The sequence below is a fragment of the Pelotomaculum propionicicum genome, from assembly GCF_004369225.1.
GTDB lineage: Bacteria > Bacillota > Desulfotomaculia > Desulfotomaculales > Pelotomaculaceae > Pelotomaculum_B > Pelotomaculum_B propionicicum.
The window spans coordinates 17,879-33,954 of the sequence record NZ_QFFZ01000030.1 but is presented as its reverse complement, the minus strand read 5'-3'; the positions used below and the strand labels follow the sequence as shown (position 1 = coordinate 33,954).

The following is a 16,076-nucleotide window of genomic DNA, read 5'->3' as shown; positions in this document are numbered from 1 at the left end:
CCTGCCCTCCTAAAACTGGATACTGCCGCCGAAAACAAGGTCAATGATAAATGGAATCCGCAGATATTCGCTGTTCACAATCTCATCCTCATCCTTCAAAACGAGGTAGTATTTCTTGGATTTGTCATATGGCATATCTTTCAGCGTGAATTTTTCTTTGTATGTTCGCTCATCGGGTTTATCGCTCGTGCTTTCCGCGATGATGATGTTTTCATTGGAAATCCGATTTCCGGCCTCATCGGCAAAATATGCTGTCACCCGCAGGGGCAGGAGTTTTTCGCCCACCGGCTCGTTTTGGAAGAAAGTCAGGTGGGTAATGACGCTGGTGATTTTCCGTGACAGATTGGTCAGGCCGAGTGATACCTTCTTTGCGCCCATGGAGCGGTGCAGGTTCTTGTCGCTCTTAAACCGGATGACCGGTATAACAACCTCCTGCAGGTTTGTCCCGCCGTGGACATAGCAACTCCCTGCGCCTTGTATCTTAAAGCAATTGGTCGCGCGGGGAATAACGGCGTGGATGTCTGTCTTATCCTTTGTCAGATAATCCATCGAAAAGACCTGTGTACCCTGCATGTCGATGTTTTCTTTTGTCAGGATGAACCGACGCTTCGTTTCGATGGCGGCAGCGTCTTCCTTGGGCGTTTTATCGCGCTCAGCAAGAGGCTTCCGGCGATAAATATAGCCATGATCCGCAGTAATCAGAATATTGATAGCGCTGATATTGTTTCTTAGCGCTCTTACAAGCCCTGAAAGCTCACGGAAGCACTTTTCCGTGGCCTCAAACACCTCGTGCTCAGTGGCTGCGTTGTCTCCCCGTGCGTCAATCGTATTGTGATAGATATAAATTAGCTTGACGCCGGAAAATTTCTCCGCCATTTTTTTACCTGTCATGCCCATTACATGATCGTAGGTGGTTACGACAGATTCTTCCTTCACAAGCTTCAATATCTTGCCCCGGTTATCTGTCCCTTTTGTGGAGATGCCGTCAATCTCAATGTCTGCTTTGTCCGTTATGGAAATATTTTTGTGAGGCAAAAGAGACGCCATTCCAAGAGCAGTGTACGAGGGAATCACGCCTAACATGACATCCAGTTCGCTTGACCCTTTTTGCTCCCTGTTGAGTATGGCGCTCAACTCCACCGCTGATTCATAGCGCAAACCGTCTGAAATAACAACAATCAACCGCTCGTTATCGGCGACAAACCGCCTGACATACTTATCATAGAAGCCCTGCTGCGATGTAATGCCGGGCACCTGCCACACGCGCTCATCGTCCCAAAGCGCGCACCACTTCATGGATAGTTCGTTCAGATACCAGTTCGTGTAACTGTTCTCCACCTTTTCAAAGAGCGGCCCGAAGCCGTCCCGTTCTGCCAGCTTATCGTAACCTAACAGGAAATGCCGGTAACTGCTATCCAGCTTATAAAATGTTTTCGTATATTCGTCAAAGAGTTTTACCACGGTAAACCCAGACAGCTCGGCGTGTTTTTGCGCCAACTCCAAATACTCGCAGGCGTACAGCAAAACATCGTACTCTATTTTAAACTGCGGATAATACCGGCGGTTTTTCCGACTATGAATTACTTTGCGGTATCGCTCATATTCGCCCACCCCTTGGCCGATATTTTCGCAAACCCGGCTGATAATGCTGCGGTCGAATTCCTCGAAGGTATCGCAATCGACAATTTCATCGATACTCCACTTGGATGTGCGCTCGGAAAGGTTCAATCTCTCTGCCACAAACCCGGCCAGCTTATTGTACGCTTCCCAAAGCTGGCTGTTTTTCATGAAGTTATCCACGAATACAAAGCAATTGGAATTTGCCGAAACATAGGTCTGCCACTCTTTCGGCAGGTTACCGTTAATGCTATGCGCCAAGTGTGTGCAAAGCAGCAGGATGGCAAGCTTCTCAAGGCTTTGTTCGGGGAAATTATAGCCATACGATTTCTGAATCAGCGCCCACAAAGCATCCATGTTACCGAATTTAGCGATGCTGCCATATACCGTGCTTTCCCCATTTGCCAGCTCAATCAAGAGCGTCCGTACAACGTTATCCAGATTGGGTGCGGGCAGCTTGCAGAGCGCGGACAGCACCCCTACGTCGATCTTGGCCTCGGTATAGGGCGCCAGATGATACCCCTCAAACCGTTTGCAACGCTCGCTGTTGCGGAAGAACAACTTATACCGTGCCACCACATGGCGCAAGGCGCTGTCGATTTTGAAGTTCAGCAGGTTCAGTGATGTTTCGTCGGTAGAAAAAGTCTGGCTGTACTTGATGGTATCGGTCAGCCAGTTCTCCCGGTTCGCCGGGCGGGGCAACGGGGAATAGACCAGCAGGTTGCCGGTTGTGTCCGTTTCCTCTATGAAAAGCTTTGTGGCAAACATGTTGTTGTCATAAAGCTTGATGATCTTCACGCCCTCAAGCGCAAGGCTGTCGATGTCGTCGGCAAACACGCCTTCCTCGTCATACCAGAAGACAATGTTGCGGACGCTGCCCTGCGACAACTCGCGGGCAAATTGCCGCTCAAGAGATTTTTTCACTTCGGTTAGATTCATACAGTCACCGCTTTCAAACCCTATATCTTGTAGTCAGTCCATGAAAGCCATTACTTTTCATGTCTGTAAGGAGCTTATATAATAAATTATTGATCTTTTCTATGCAATCTGTGTATTGACTTAAACTATGAACACCCTTACTGCCATGGAATAGATTGTTCCTGAACCTATATGCAATCTCAAGATAAGCTCTGAACAAATCAGGAATGTTGCTGTTGTCATCTGCGATTTTGTACTTTGCTAGAATATCAAACACGGCTTTTTTGCGAGATTGATTAAGCTGGAGCGTTCGAAAATTGTCTGTTTCTTTTCCTTCAAAATTTACATACCGTAGCTTGAAAAAATCGCCGAAGAATGAGTAATCATTTACATTGAACCAGTTTTCTTTGAGCAAATCATTGCTTATCTTTTCCAATAAATCGTTTACTCTATGTCCATCTTCAAAAAGGTGCGCCTCAAATATGTTGAAAAAGAACATAAAAGACAAAAATGCTTTTTGCTCTGGTTTACTTAATCTGTCAGTAGACAGTGTATACGCCCATGATATCTGCTCATCCAGTGTCTGCGGCATATACTTATACATACAATCCTTCCCCTCAAATCTTAGCCAGCAAATCCATCTTTACGGTTTTGCCATTGTCCTTCGGCACTTCGACGCCTTGGAATTTCGCGTAGTTGACCTTCACGCCGTCGTCAAGGTCAAGTTCGATGGCCTGATGCGCGATGTGCGCCACCACCTGATCGTAGATGCGGCATTCCTCGATTTTGCTGTGCAAGGATTCGATTTCCTTGCGGTAGGCCGCCTTTTCGCGGGCGTTTTCGGTGATGCCGGAAAGCATCTCCAGCCGCCCGATCTCCGACTCGTACTTGCGCTGGAGCGGATGCAGGTAATCGGTGCGCACACGCGCCACGGTGAACTTATCGTACCGGTGCAGGTAGATGAGCGCCTTGAAGCCGTCCTTCTTGCCGCTGTCAAATAGCCAGTAGATGGGCCGTTTCTGGTATGTCTTTACATGATCCTTGTAAAAGTCGTTGAGGAAATAGCGTCGGATTTTCTCCTTAGACGATCCGCCGCCATTGGGGTACAGAGCATCGGCGATGAAATTTAAGTTTTCATCCAGGGTAGCATCACCATACACCACGCGAACAAAGTCCACAAACCGCACCACGATGTCATCGTCGAAGTAGTCGCTTGCGCCGATGGGCAGGATGTTGTCGTCTTCCGGTAAAAAGGTCTTGTACCGTGCCATGTCGAACTGCCCACCCGCAAACACAAGCCCCGGCTCGTCCAGACTATACCGCCCGAACATACAGCCCACGGCGTAGGAAATGAAGCTGCGGATATCTCGCGAGAGGTCTGCTTTGCGGATGGTCACGTCCTTGTCCTCGACCTCCGGGGTCAGTTCGTCCTGCAAGCCGTAAATTTCGATGAAGATGCGGTTGAGTTCTTCTTCGTTGGCTTTGAGCTTGACAAACTGTCCTTCGGTAAAAGTCTCCCACGCCTTGAAAGCGGAGGAAATTCTACTTGTGGGCTTTTCATCACGCCAAGCATAAGTACTAGCCATTTGAAACTTTACTAACGGGTGAACTTGAAAATCCCATGAGGTTTCAAAGCTGTCCCAATCTGTTCGTGCAATTGATAAATTCATATCTATCAATGGTCGAATATCCGTTCTTTCATCCAAAATGGTAGGCACCAACGCCATTTGCCCTACTTCAAATTTCATGTTTGGTGCAAGTACTTCTAATAAACACTGTGATACACAAGAATTTAGCAGAGCAAATAAATACATAAGTCTATCGCGATTATCACAATATACACAAGGGCCAGAGGCGTTTGGTATATAGTGAGAATCTTGATATCGAAATGCAATCTTACCTGTTGCAGTTGTATCATTCCAAGAGATACCTTCGCGGAAATAATACTTTACATTTTGTGGCCTTGATCTTAATTTTCCCTTCTCGTCTTTGAAATTGCATATTTCAAATCCATCGTTATACCAATTCACGACATATTCGTTGTTACCGTACCATCTTCTAAAGTCACCACCCTTTGTCATAGGAAACCACTTTGCATTATCAGAATAAATACTGAAATTGGTTTGGGATATTTCAAACCAAAGACGCATAAACGTATCATTATCGCCTGTGGTCAAGCCCTTTCTTGCATCGGCATAATACTGCAAAGGATGGACTTCTTCCAAAATATCCAATATTTTCAAACTTACCCAATAAGCAATTGGATAACTGAAAATATTCAAAAAGTGCTCTTGATTAACAATGTACTTATTCTTTTTTTCAAAAAACCATCTTTCTTTGATATTAATATTATCAACAGCTCCAAGTTGATCAAATAACTGAAAAAATACCCCTTTATAACGTGCAATCCTTTCTTTGTATAAAACAAAAGCTACGGTGCCAAAATCCGATCCGAATATACCTCGACCGAAATGTAGCACATTACAAAATGTGTTTTTTGACAAGACATTGTACCGAAGTCTTTCAAAACTCGATTTTGACATCCATACAGGTATATTAATCATAGCCATAATACCGCTATGCTTGCACATTTCAAGCGTGCGGGTCATAAAAACCGTGCTCATATCGCTTTTACTATCGTGGTAATATTCGCTTAAATAGTCAACCAGCTTACCATCCATCCCCTTGCTACCCATATACGGCGGATTGGTCACCACCACATCGTACTTTTTCGTCATGATCTCAGCAACAGACAAGATCTCAAGCAATATCCGCTCGGTCTGGTCAATACCCGCGGAGTAAATATCCAACTGCCCAGATGGAACATCCTTCACAAAGCGCCGGAGCCGGTCATAATCCAGCGTCCGATCGATTTTAAGGATGGAGCCGTATTCCCGTGCGTCGGCAAACAGGCTGATCAGCCAGGCAAGATCGTCCTTGCACGCCTGCTGCTCGGCCTCGCTCATGCCGTAGCCCATATAGTCCAGATGATGCCGCTGGGCACCGTCGGATTCGATCACGGCGTGGACATGGGGCTGGGGAATGCTCTCCTGCCGGAAAAAGCGGCGGTTGTAGCTGCGCGCCTTCATCATCAACGCGAAGTAGGCAAGCTGCGCCGCCCGCCCATCGATATCCAGCCCATAAAGGTTGTTTTGCAGAATGAGGTTGGGTATCTCGCGCTCCGCATACCCTTGGTTGAAATAGATTTGATAGAGCACGTCAAAGGCGTACACCAAAATATGCCCGCTCCCCATGCAGGGGTCGATGAGCTTTACCTGCTCGATGTGGAAGTCCTTGTCGTCCTCACGGATGAGGGCAAGCTGCGTCTGCACTTCCTCGGTCTGCTCGGCCTCCGGGACATAATACCGCCAGCACATGGCCGCCGGGTCGAGATGCAGCTTTTCAACAAACAGCCGCCCCAGGCTGTTTTCCACCATGTATTTGACGATCCACTCCGGCGTGAAAAGCTGGGTGGCGGCGGGGATGGTTTCCTTGTTGATCTTGATATTTTTTTTCAGACCAGCAAAAACCTCGTCCTTTTTTTCGGAGATGTAATACTGGTACAACCAGCCGATAATCTGCACCTGATCGCGGAAATCGTCCTCGTCGATGGAGTGGACAAGATCATGCACGATGCCGCCCTTCCGGTACAGGGCGTCTGGCAAAAGCAGCTCGGTATAGTCGTCAATCTTCTCAAACATCCCCGGCAGGATGTCGGACAGGGCGTTGCATTGAGAAATCAGGATATACTTGTACAGCTTTTCGGAGGCGTCGATGCCGGTGGCGGCGCGGTATTCGGCGATTTTGTCCTGATTGACATAGGGAAGCCGTTCGGCCTCGCGCATGGCGTCCGGCTCGGCGCGGCCCTTGTCCACGCTGGAAAGGATGCGGATACCGGAAGGCAGGTATTCGTTTACCTCCATGAAACGCAGGGCAATCAGGCGGTTAAACCAAGTGTAAGCCACTTCCTCCATCAGATGCTGATACGCCTTTTCGTTGTCCAGCTCATTGCCCAATAAAGCCAGGTATGAGCAAAGCCGCTCGCGCGCCCTCGACTGTTCAGGCGTCATAAAGATGCCGTCGCTGCGCAGTTTATGATACGCCTCATCCGGCGGCAACGCGCCGTCCTCAAAGATATACAACTGATACGCCTTCTGCCGGACAGCCTCGATGAGCTTCCGGCGCGCCGCCACAGCGTAATTTTTGATTTTTGCTTTATCCATACTATACCAACCTCTCGTGCGCTCTTTGGCAGACTAAATGATTTTTATCGTAGTGTTTTCCTCAAGCTGCGCTTCCAGTTTCGCGCGCAAATCGTCCAGCAGCTTATCAATATCATCCTTGCTGGATACCTGACTTGTCCCATGAAACAGCGTTTTCAGGCTCACGGTCTTAGTCTTACGGGCGGGCGGCGGGGGAGTTGCATCTTCTCCGGCTCTTGCCTGCCGGGCCGCAATGCGTGCTTCTTCCTCGTCAAAGCTCTGGATAAACCGCTGTTTCATGCGGTCGCTCTCCGTGCGCATGGCAATGGCCTCATAGATGTTGTTGGCATGGGAGAGCCTTTCCAGCAGCGCCGTGAAATCCGCGCGCACCTTATCCGAGAAGCTTTCTTTGCAGGAGCGGCGCTCCAGATCGGAAAGGGTAGCCGCCCTGTCCGCTTCGATATCCGCGCGAATGGGCTTGCATTCTTCCTCTAAAAGATTGACAAAGCAGGTCATAAACTGCTCCACCAGTTCCGGCAGCTTATGGATTTCAGAGTACGGCGACGGCAACCGGGTAATATGTTCTATGGCCTCTACGAGTTTGATCGTCTCGGGATCAAGCACATAGGAGCGGTTGCCTTCATAAATCGTCAACATTTGCAGTGCTTTATCAAAGATTAACTTCTGGTTTTTGAAAAATTTCTTGACGTCCTGCACGTCTTCCTCATAATCCAGCAAGGATTCCTTTTCATCGGAGAGGAAATCATAAAACGCCTTAATATCTTTGATACGCTTGATTTCCTCATAAAGCTTCTTACCGCTTTCCAGCACAGCCTTGCCGGGATACCTGGCATTTTTGCCATATTCATCGAGTAATTGTTTAATGCCGGGATTCTCAGGATCGTGTCTTGTTAGCTCAGCAGAAGCAAGCTCTTTAATACGAGCCATAAGGCCGTCTTCATCGTTCGGCAAATCGCTTCTGCCAAATATGTCCTTGGCAAGGTTTTTGGCGTTTGCGAGCAGCGCGGGGGAGATTTTCACGCGCGTTTTTATCAAAATACGTTCCAGATACTCTCTCTTTGTCACATAGTTGATCACATTCACGTCGGTTCCCGCAATACTTTCGCCGCCCAGTTCCAACCGGATTTCCTGCTTTTTGAACAGCGTCAGGACAATGCCAGCAATGTCCATGTCCTTCCAGCCGTAAGGGATCTTACCGAAGATATCAATCAGGCTGCGCATGGTGATCGGTATGTTTTTGTAGGAACTGCGGGTAATGACGTCCGACATTTCGGTGACGGCAAGGTGATTGGGTGCGGTTGGCTCCATGCCTTCAAGCGTAATCTGGGTGTCTTTTGCGGTGAGGATTTCGCGCAGGCTATCGCTTGTATAAAAGGGCTTCGTGATATAGTTTTGCTTGGTGTAAATACCTTCCACCAATGCTTTGAAGGCATCGTTAATCCTCTCGGAAGGCTGTTTTTCCTTAATGTCAAGCTTATTGCCGTACACATAGATATCGGCTCTTTTAAGAGCCTCAATGATCAGCTCGCGGCATCTGTCTGCACGCTGTTTGCCCTCGCGGGCTTTGGTTGTTTTGATGTCCTCCACAACATCCGTTGATGTCTTACCGGCATTACGGCGAATATATGTCTCGATTTGCAGGGCCTGTTCCATTTCTTCGATAAACGCCATATCGGAGGGCAGCGCAACAATGACATTGCGTTCCCGCATGGACATCGTCTTCAACTCTATATCGTTCGCGCCGCCAAGAGCGTACATGGGGGTCAATACGCGGATGCCGATTTCCTCTTTTTGCGCGCCGCGCGGTCTGTCGTCAATAATGGTGTTGAAAGAGAAATCGTAGCGGTCGTTGTAGCGGTATTTCTTGTTGAGGCCGAACAAAGCTGAAAAGATTTCGTCGCCAACCTTGTCGATGATTTCGCTGGTATCAATCTTAATTTCGCGGATTTCCCGGTTGATGTCCTGTTCCTCGTTGGTCAGGAAGATGAACTGGTCGCCGTTTTTGATGATGAGCTTCTGATCCTCCAAACGGCGAAGCGAAGCATCTACTTTCTTTTTCGCTTCAATCTTGTCCTGATCGATATTTTGCAGCATGATGGTGGTGATGTTTTCAAGATTCGCAGGCAGCACATTGGATATGTATTTCACCATAAACAGAACTTTGAGCACTTCCACATCGTAGGGCTGCAAGGCTCCATCTGACCGTTCGGCGCTCTCTGCCGCCTTGATAATAACCGCTCTGATATTGTGATCTAAAAAGGTCTCGATGGTTTTATAAAACGCATTAAAGGGAATCAGGATGCCGTCATCAAAACTGCTAAATTGCATGGCCGCCTCCTGAAAGGCGTTGAGCAGCGACCGCTCCCCCTCCGACAGATGCTTGCCGGACGCGCCATGTGTGCGTATACCCGTAAAGACCGCCTGCAAAAGGTTGAATTGATACGGGATAAATGGATATACCTCCACAAAATCTTCGGGAGAGCTGTACAGCTTCTTTTCCGGCGTATCCGGGGAAAAGGTGATCAAGTTTTTCAGAATGGCGGCTTTATCGGCATACAAAAGGCGCAGCTTGTCCGCTGCCGTATCGGTTTTGGCAAGAAGTCTTTTCTTAATGACCTCATCCACATTTGCAGAGGATAGGGAAAGCCTCGTATCAAAACGGCCAATGATTTTGGAGAAGTTATCTCTGTCCACCTTGGTTATCGAGTCTATATCCTGCTGGCTAGTGGCAATTACCCAAGCCTGCCCGCCGCATTCCGTGCCCAGGTTCTCGACAACGGTCTGTAAATTGAGCATCAAGCCGCTGTCACTGCCGATGTATTGCCCGATCTCGTCACATAGAAAAATAACGAAATGCTTTTTGCCGATCGCCTTTGACTTCGCTTCAATGTATTCGCGTACCCGCCTTGCAAATGTGTTGATATCCAAAGAATAGTTGCCCTCGGATTTGCTGTACCAGCTCCGCGCGGCGTCTATGCTCATTTTAGTCGTATCGGCAAGCGCCTGCACGATATTATCTTCTTCAAAATAGAAATCCTCACGGGCGTTTTCCCATTCGTTTCCCGACAGCTCTTTGAAGCGGGCACGGAAGCGGTCGTAGACGCCGTCTTTGCTCATTTGCCGCTCCAGATCGGCAATCCAGGGCATACTGCCGCAAAAGCCCTGCATTTTATTGAATACCTTCATGAACACCTTGACGATGGCGTCTTTATTTGTCTTGGAATCGGAGTCGGCCTCCGCGTCAATGTTAAACAGAATAACATCTGCACTGGTATTTGACGCCACCTGCATATCCGCCATAATCCGGCTGTCGGCTATCTTGCCTTCAAAGAAGCTGATGGCCTTCTTACCGTCGTACGTCTTATTTGAAAGAAGATAAGAAAGAATCTTGAGGAAATGTGATTTGCCGCTGCCAAAGAATCCGGAAATCCAGACGCCCATCTTATCGGTGCGGGTCGTCGTTCCTTTGCGATAACTCTCAAAGAATTCATCAAAGTAGCGGTTTAATTCCTTGGTGACGACATACTCATCCAGTTCCATCGTGATCATTTCAGTAGAATCCTGTCCGATTTTTACGACGCCCTGGATTTGTCTGGCGATGTCCTTTTTAAACATGTCTTGAATTTTCATCTCGCTACTCTCCTATCTTTCAATTAACTTGAAGGCCCGGTAATAGTTATCATCTGTTATTTCTCCAAACAACCGGAGCTCGTTTGTATAGTCACCGGGAAAAAACATAACCAGAGGATTTCTGTCAATTTTGCTGTGCAAGTTGTTGAGTACGGTGTGAGATCGAATAATAGGCCACGCCTTTCCCACGCCGGTCAAAAAAATGATATCTCTTTCGGGCACGATGCTTTCCGTAATTTTTCCGATAATCAAATCTCCGTCAAGTGTCAGACGCAGCGTTTTCTTTATGGGATTGATGATAGCATGGCTGGTCTTGGCCTGCTCCATCTGCATAACTTTGTCGAGATAATTCTTTTCGCGCAGAACGTTCAGAATGAGCTTATATAAATCAAACTGGACAATGCGCACGTCATCATACTGGTTATTGATTCGCTGCTCCAGATACGAAACGTGGGCGCGAACTGCCATTTCATCTGCTGGATCGTAGTCAAAAATCCAAAAATTGATTTCGTTGGCCGTGCCGCGTCCCGTGCGAAAACTCTTATCTAATATCTTCGGCTCAATCAGATCAAGCCGTTTGTTAAGTGTCATCATCCGCTAAACCTCCAGAAGCATGGCTTTTGCAAATATATCGTTTTCGCCACCTACCAAATTGTATATTTGTTGGTCACAGATAGGCTTTTGTATGAGCAGCGACTTCCCACTTCGTTTCGCCAGCCCGGCTTCGCAAAGAATATTTTTGTAGGTATTCCGTATGCGCGCAAGATTATTCGATGTCCATCCCGACACAGTGTCGCTGCTTTGTGCCTTTCGTTCAATAAAATCAAAAAAGTCTTTATCGCTTATTTCCATCTGTCCGGTCTGGAATTTATCCGCATAAACCTCACGCATAAATTCAAACAGCAAACGGTCAGACTTAATCAGGGCGAGAAAGGCAATAAGCTTCGCGTCGTCATCTCGACCATCCGCTAAAATGTGCAGGAGCGGCATGTCAATAGTCCCCAGACGCTTGAGCATCCTAAGCGGCAAATCACGGCGTCTTTTCTCTTTTTCAAGTTGATAAATGTTTGATTTCATAGATAATTTTATGATGTCGTCCCGCGTATTTCCTTCACATAGTAGCTGAGCAGTTTTGCGCATTTCCGCAAATAAGAAGGGCATATCCTTAATTGAGGATGTGTACGGTAATTTCCAAGCCATAGCAACATCCTATCCTTCGTTTTGATTTGGAACGATTTCCATAACGTCGCCGATATCGCAAGAAAGCGCGTTGCATATCCGGCCCATTACTTCCATACTGACAGGCTGATCCTTCGATAGTTTTGCAAGCGTGGTCGTGCTGATGTCGGCGAGACTGAGCAAATCGGTCTTTTTAAGTTTTTTATCCAGTAAAAGCTTCCAAAGCTTAATGTAGCTTATCGCCATTTGTCAAACCTCCATAGGCATGATAAGCATATTTTACCAAATTATTTTAATACATTCAATAAAATATCAGCAATCCACAAAATAATATCTGTGATAACAGAATTAATATCAGCAGTACAAACTGGCAAGCAGGGGCAAGGTTGTACATACCCTTGGGGACAACATCGCAACCCGATTATGTCCTCAATTCTCTGTGTAAATGCTTTATCTTGCGGAGAAAAATTCTGGGAGCCTCCTGGATGGAAACGTGACAGTTCGTTTAGGTTATTTAATCAAAGTAAGATGTGATCTCAATAGGATCACCGCTTAAAAAATATCCGCATCCAAGTCAATCAACTCAGTCAGTAAACCCACGCACTTTATATACTCCGTATCCCTTAATTTTTCTAAATTCATCCATTCTTCCACCTTTCGTATTGATTTAGTCTTTAAACTATTTTGTTTCTTTTCTGTTGTTTAACATTTCTTAGAGTTGGCAGTTCAGTGCATAGCTCACTATGAACCGTATCATGGTTCATCAAAAGAACAGACTGCCCCCTTGGTGTAAAGGTAAGGTTTTTGGACTTCCCCCTGCTTTTATTTCAGAAAATACATGCAGCTGCTCTTGCCGCCGTTTTCCCGCCACCTCTGCTCCTTGCGAAGATACCCGCTCTTTTCAAGGTCTGCGATTGCTCTTTTTACAGTACTTCGGGACAGCTTCAGCTCCGCGGCGATGGTGCCGATGGCCGGGTAACACTTGCCGTCCCTGTCCGCCCGGTCACGCAGGTACATGTATACGGCCACCGCCCGATGAGGAAGCTCCGAGGCGTAGAGGGATGCAAAATAACCCACGGCGCCACCTCCTTATTCAACGCGCACAGGCGCTTCCGGTTGTTTTGATTTAAGCAGCGTCTTTGTTTTTGGCGCGGCTTTCGCTTCTTCCTTGACCGGCGTATGGACCATGCCGTCCTGTGCCGGTGGGGCGGCCGGTTCCGTTTCCTCGTCCACCTCCACACAGACAACATGCCGCCTGATGATCTCCCGCTCCAGCTCCCCGCGGTCGGCGTAGGCCACCTTGCGGGCGGACTTTTCCTCTATCTCGTAGACCTTGTCAAACCGGATGCCCCATTCAAGAAACAACTTGAGGGTGGTGCGCATGGGATTGGTTCCGGTTTTGCTCACAATGAAATGGCCCTTGGGCATGCTTTTTAACTCGTCCGGCGTCATCAGGGGACGCTGGATCATCTGCAGGCTCTGGCTGGGATCGTTCTTCCCCCTGCTGATGGAACCGCTCATCACGGTTTTGCTGCCCAGGGACCTGGATAGTATTTCGGCGGATTCGCTGTTGGGGGCGAAGCCTCCGAAGACCGTGTCCTGGCAGTTGTCGACGATGATGGCGGCGCCCTCCTTGCCGTAGTTCTTCTCCAATTGAGCAAAAGACTGAATAATGGCCACGATGGAAACACGGCGGGAGCGGGAGGCGGAGAACATCATTTCGGCGGATTCGATCCTGGGGATGGTGCCGATTTCGTCCAGGTACATCATGACCCTGTTGGGGAGCTTGCCGCCATGCTCATCGGCCACGGAGAGTATCTCCCGGTAGAGCTGCTGGACGATGAGAGAGATGAGAAAATATTTAGTGGTGTCTTCCTCCGGCATGACGAGAAAAATCGCTGACCTGGTGTTGCAGAACTTTTCTGCGTCGATGGCCGTGTCAAAGCACAGGATTTGCTCCAACTCGGAATCAAGGAACGCGTTCAGGCGGGACAGGGCGGTGGAGAGAACACTCTGCATGGCCTGTTCCGCAGTGTTGAGGGCGGCTCCCGCGAACCAGCGGGCCTTGTGTTCCGGGGGCAGTTTTTCGATCAAGAGCTGGAATTGGTTTTTGCCCTTGACGCCGGAGGGAGCCAGCAGGTCCTGTATCAGCTTGAACACGCTGACAATGTGCCGCTCCTCAGGCGGACAGTACTCGGCGATGAGCAGGATGACGGAGGTCAAAAGACCTTCGGCAGCGTCGTAGAAAAAGGCGTTCTGCCCATAGCTGCCGGCGTCCACGCCGCCTGAATTCACAATGGTCTTGGCGGTGATTTTGGCGTACTTTTCCGCCCTGGCCTTAAAGGAGAGATTTTCCGGGTCGGCGAGGTAGGCATCCATGTATTTATTCACGAGATGGAGCATGTTGTTGCCGTCGCTGCGGGTGGGATTGCGCAGGTCGATGACAGATACATTGTAACCGTAGTAATCCCTGGCGATGCTTCCGTAATTGCGGTAGAGGTCGCCCTTGGTGTCTGTTGTCATAAAGGACATGCCGGAGGCGCAGGCGTATTCAAGGTTGGGATAGAGAAAGTTCGCCGTCTTGCCGACGCCGGCGGCGCCGATCATGAGGCAGTGGATGTCACCGGTATCCACCAGGGCGGTAACAGAGCCGCGGGATGTTTTGCATCCGATGATCAGCCCCTGTAAGGCGGGCAGGTTCTTTTTTTGCCGCCACAACTCCGGTAGGGGACATGGGCATAGGTCTTTTGAATTTCCCGCTTGGTGGCGAACCTTGCGGTGCCGTGCTGCCCGTCACCGACTGTTCTTGCCTTGATGCCGTTTAAGGTATAGTAATGGGCCAGCAGGGAGAGAAACCCGATGACCCCGAACATGATCAGGCCGATGGCGATCAGGGTGATGATTTGGGATGCTTGCATAGGCACACCTCCATAAAATAAAGGCTACATAGTCATATTAAAATTTTGTGTTGCCTTTATTTGAACCTCAGACTGTTTTTGCATTTCAAGGGCCACGAAAATCTCCGTCCTGACACAGTTCAGCGCCAGGCAAAAGTAGGAAGCGATAAGATTCTGCTTATCTTCCGGGCCGCGGATGCCGGGTGTGTGGTATTGCTTGTTCAGGCAGGCGATGTCCTGCCGCAGATCATCTACCCTGGAACGTAGTCGGCCCCGATCCTGATGGGGACGGTAGCTGTCCCGAAGCTCTCCGATGAGCCGCTCCAAGGTTACCGGCCGCCCCATCTGCCGGTATTGCCTTTGCGCGGCAAGTAGGGCGCCGGCCGCCATGCCTTCCAGATGTTCCGTCACGGCGGACTCTTTTCCCTGGACTAGTTTTCCGTTTGTAATCAGGGACTTCAGCTTCTCATAATGTTCCAGCAGCATGTCATGGGGATTATGGGTGGACTTTAAGGATGTGCAGGCTTCCAGCAGCGCTTTGCATACTTCCGGCAGGACTTCCAGCTTGAGATGTTCCTGGGCCGGAATGGGTGTGACGCCATTCTTTGCTTTTAAGTCTTCATTCCAGTCCTTGTATTCCGGTCGCCGGACCGACACATTCATGTATCCCCGCGCATGGAGGATTTCCGTTAGCCGTCCTGCGGCCTCGATGCCCGCCTCGTCATGGTCCAGGCACAGCGCTACCTTTTGCAGGTGAGGATTTAACTCAAGCTGGCGCAGCATGGCGTGTTCGGCCACGCCGTCCAGGGCCACGTAGCTGTTTTGCTTCCAGTCCTCCGGATAGAGGGTGATAAAGGAGAGCATGTCGATGGGCGCCTCGAACACATACAGGGTGTCGTTAGCGCCACTATGATGGAAGCTGTATCCCGGATCGCTGCCTTCCACATTGCCCCCCCGGTAGCCGACGCCCATGGTATAGATTCCTCGTTTGTGAGCGTGTTTCGGAACACCCTTCTCATCGCACCCCACAAAAACAGCGTTGTGGTATTCTTTGCTCTTGTCTTTGGACAGCTCACAGCTTTCATAAAGCATTTTCTCTTTGGCAAAATGGGTGATAGCCTCCCGCTCTATGAACCGCTGCTTGATCAGGTAAGCATAGACCCGGCGCATGTCATTGCTGGCTTTTGGCAGGGTAAAGGGTTTGCGGGGCGGCGGTGCGCTCTTGGCGAACTGATTCCATTCCACACCCCCTTCGCCACCCAGGAGTAGGGTCACCGCTTCCGGGAAAGACAGGTCATAGAATTCCTGCACAAAGTCAATGGCCAGGCCGCCTTCCTTGCGGCTGTGCCTGAACCATTGATTGCCCCGGACGGTTACGCTGTCGTGACGCTTCCAGCGCCACTCTCTACCGGAGCGGGTGAGCTGTTCGCCTTGGCGCCGCAGGAAGTCCACCAGGTCTACCGAGTTTGCCCGGCGTTTTTGTTCATCGGTGAAGTGAATGTATCCCGACATGGTATCCCTCCCTGGTCAGCATTTCCGTTTGCCGCATCTGCGGAAAAAAGCCGCCCTTTGCAGGGGCGGCTTCCAGGCGGGACGCAAATGTGGGATGACT

At 49.1% G+C, this 16,076-nt stretch carries 9 protein-coding genes and 1 pseudogene; all 10 read right to left on the bottom strand.

Features of this window, described 5'->3' with window-relative positions; genetic code table 11:
* Nucleotides 1-9 precede the first annotated feature (9 nt).
* A complete protein-coding gene (gene pglZ / locus Pmgp_RS12685; RefSeq protein WP_134214354.1) occupies nt 10-2,556 on the bottom strand; it encodes a BREX-1 system phosphatase PglZ type A in 2,547 nt (848 codons plus the stop codon).
* A 13-nt stretch (nt 2,557-2,569) separates the two neighbouring features.
* Entirely contained in the window at nt 2,570-3,139 is a 570-nt protein-coding gene (locus Pmgp_RS12680; protein WP_134214353.1) for a hypothetical protein, read from the bottom strand.
* A 13-nt stretch (nt 3,140-3,152) separates the two neighbouring features.
* Nucleotides 3,153-6,758, bottom strand: coding sequence for a BREX-1 system adenine-specific DNA-methyltransferase PglX (pglX, locus tag Pmgp_RS12675; protein ID WP_134214352.1), 3,606 nt, complete (start codon nt 6,756-6,758; stop codon nt 3,153-3,155).
* Nucleotides 6,759-6,791: 33 nt separating this feature from the next.
* Nucleotides 6,792-10,388, bottom strand: a complete 3,597-nt coding sequence (brxC, locus tag Pmgp_RS12670) for a BREX system P-loop protein BrxC (RefSeq protein ID WP_134214351.1) — start codon at nt 10,386-10,388, stop codon at nt 6,792-6,794.
* A 12-nt stretch (nt 10,389-10,400) separates the two neighbouring features.
* Complete coding sequence (locus Pmgp_RS12665) at nt 10,401-10,982, bottom strand: DUF1788 domain-containing protein (protein WP_134214350.1); 582 nt, start codon at nt 10,980-10,982, stop codon at nt 10,401-10,403.
* A gap of 3 nt (nt 10,983-10,985) precedes the next feature.
* Nucleotides 10,986-11,588, bottom strand: coding sequence for a DUF1819 family protein (locus Pmgp_RS12660; RefSeq protein WP_134214349.1), 603 nt, complete (start codon nt 11,586-11,588; stop codon nt 10,986-10,988).
* A gap of 9 nt (nt 11,589-11,597) precedes the next feature.
* A complete protein-coding gene (locus Pmgp_RS12655; protein ID WP_134214348.1) occupies nt 11,598-11,813 on the bottom strand; it encodes a helix-turn-helix domain-containing protein in 216 nt (71 codons plus the stop codon).
* Nucleotides 11,814-12,389: 576 nt separating this feature from the next.
* Nucleotides 12,390-12,644 carry a helix-turn-helix domain-containing protein gene (locus tag Pmgp_RS12650; protein WP_134214347.1) on the bottom strand — a complete coding sequence of 85 codons (255 nt, stop codon included), beginning with the start codon at nt 12,642-12,644 and terminating at the stop codon, nt 12,390-12,392.
* A 12-nt stretch (nt 12,645-12,656) separates the two neighbouring features.
* Nucleotides 12,657-14,485: pseudogene (locus Pmgp_RS12645) on the bottom strand (VirD4-like conjugal transfer protein, CD1115 family).
* Between the two features lie 24 nt (nt 14,486-14,509).
* Nucleotides 14,510-15,976, bottom strand: coding sequence for a toprim domain-containing protein (locus Pmgp_RS12640; RefSeq protein WP_134214346.1), 1,467 nt, complete (start codon nt 15,974-15,976; stop codon nt 14,510-14,512).
* Nucleotides 15,977-16,076: the final 100 nt, after the last annotated feature.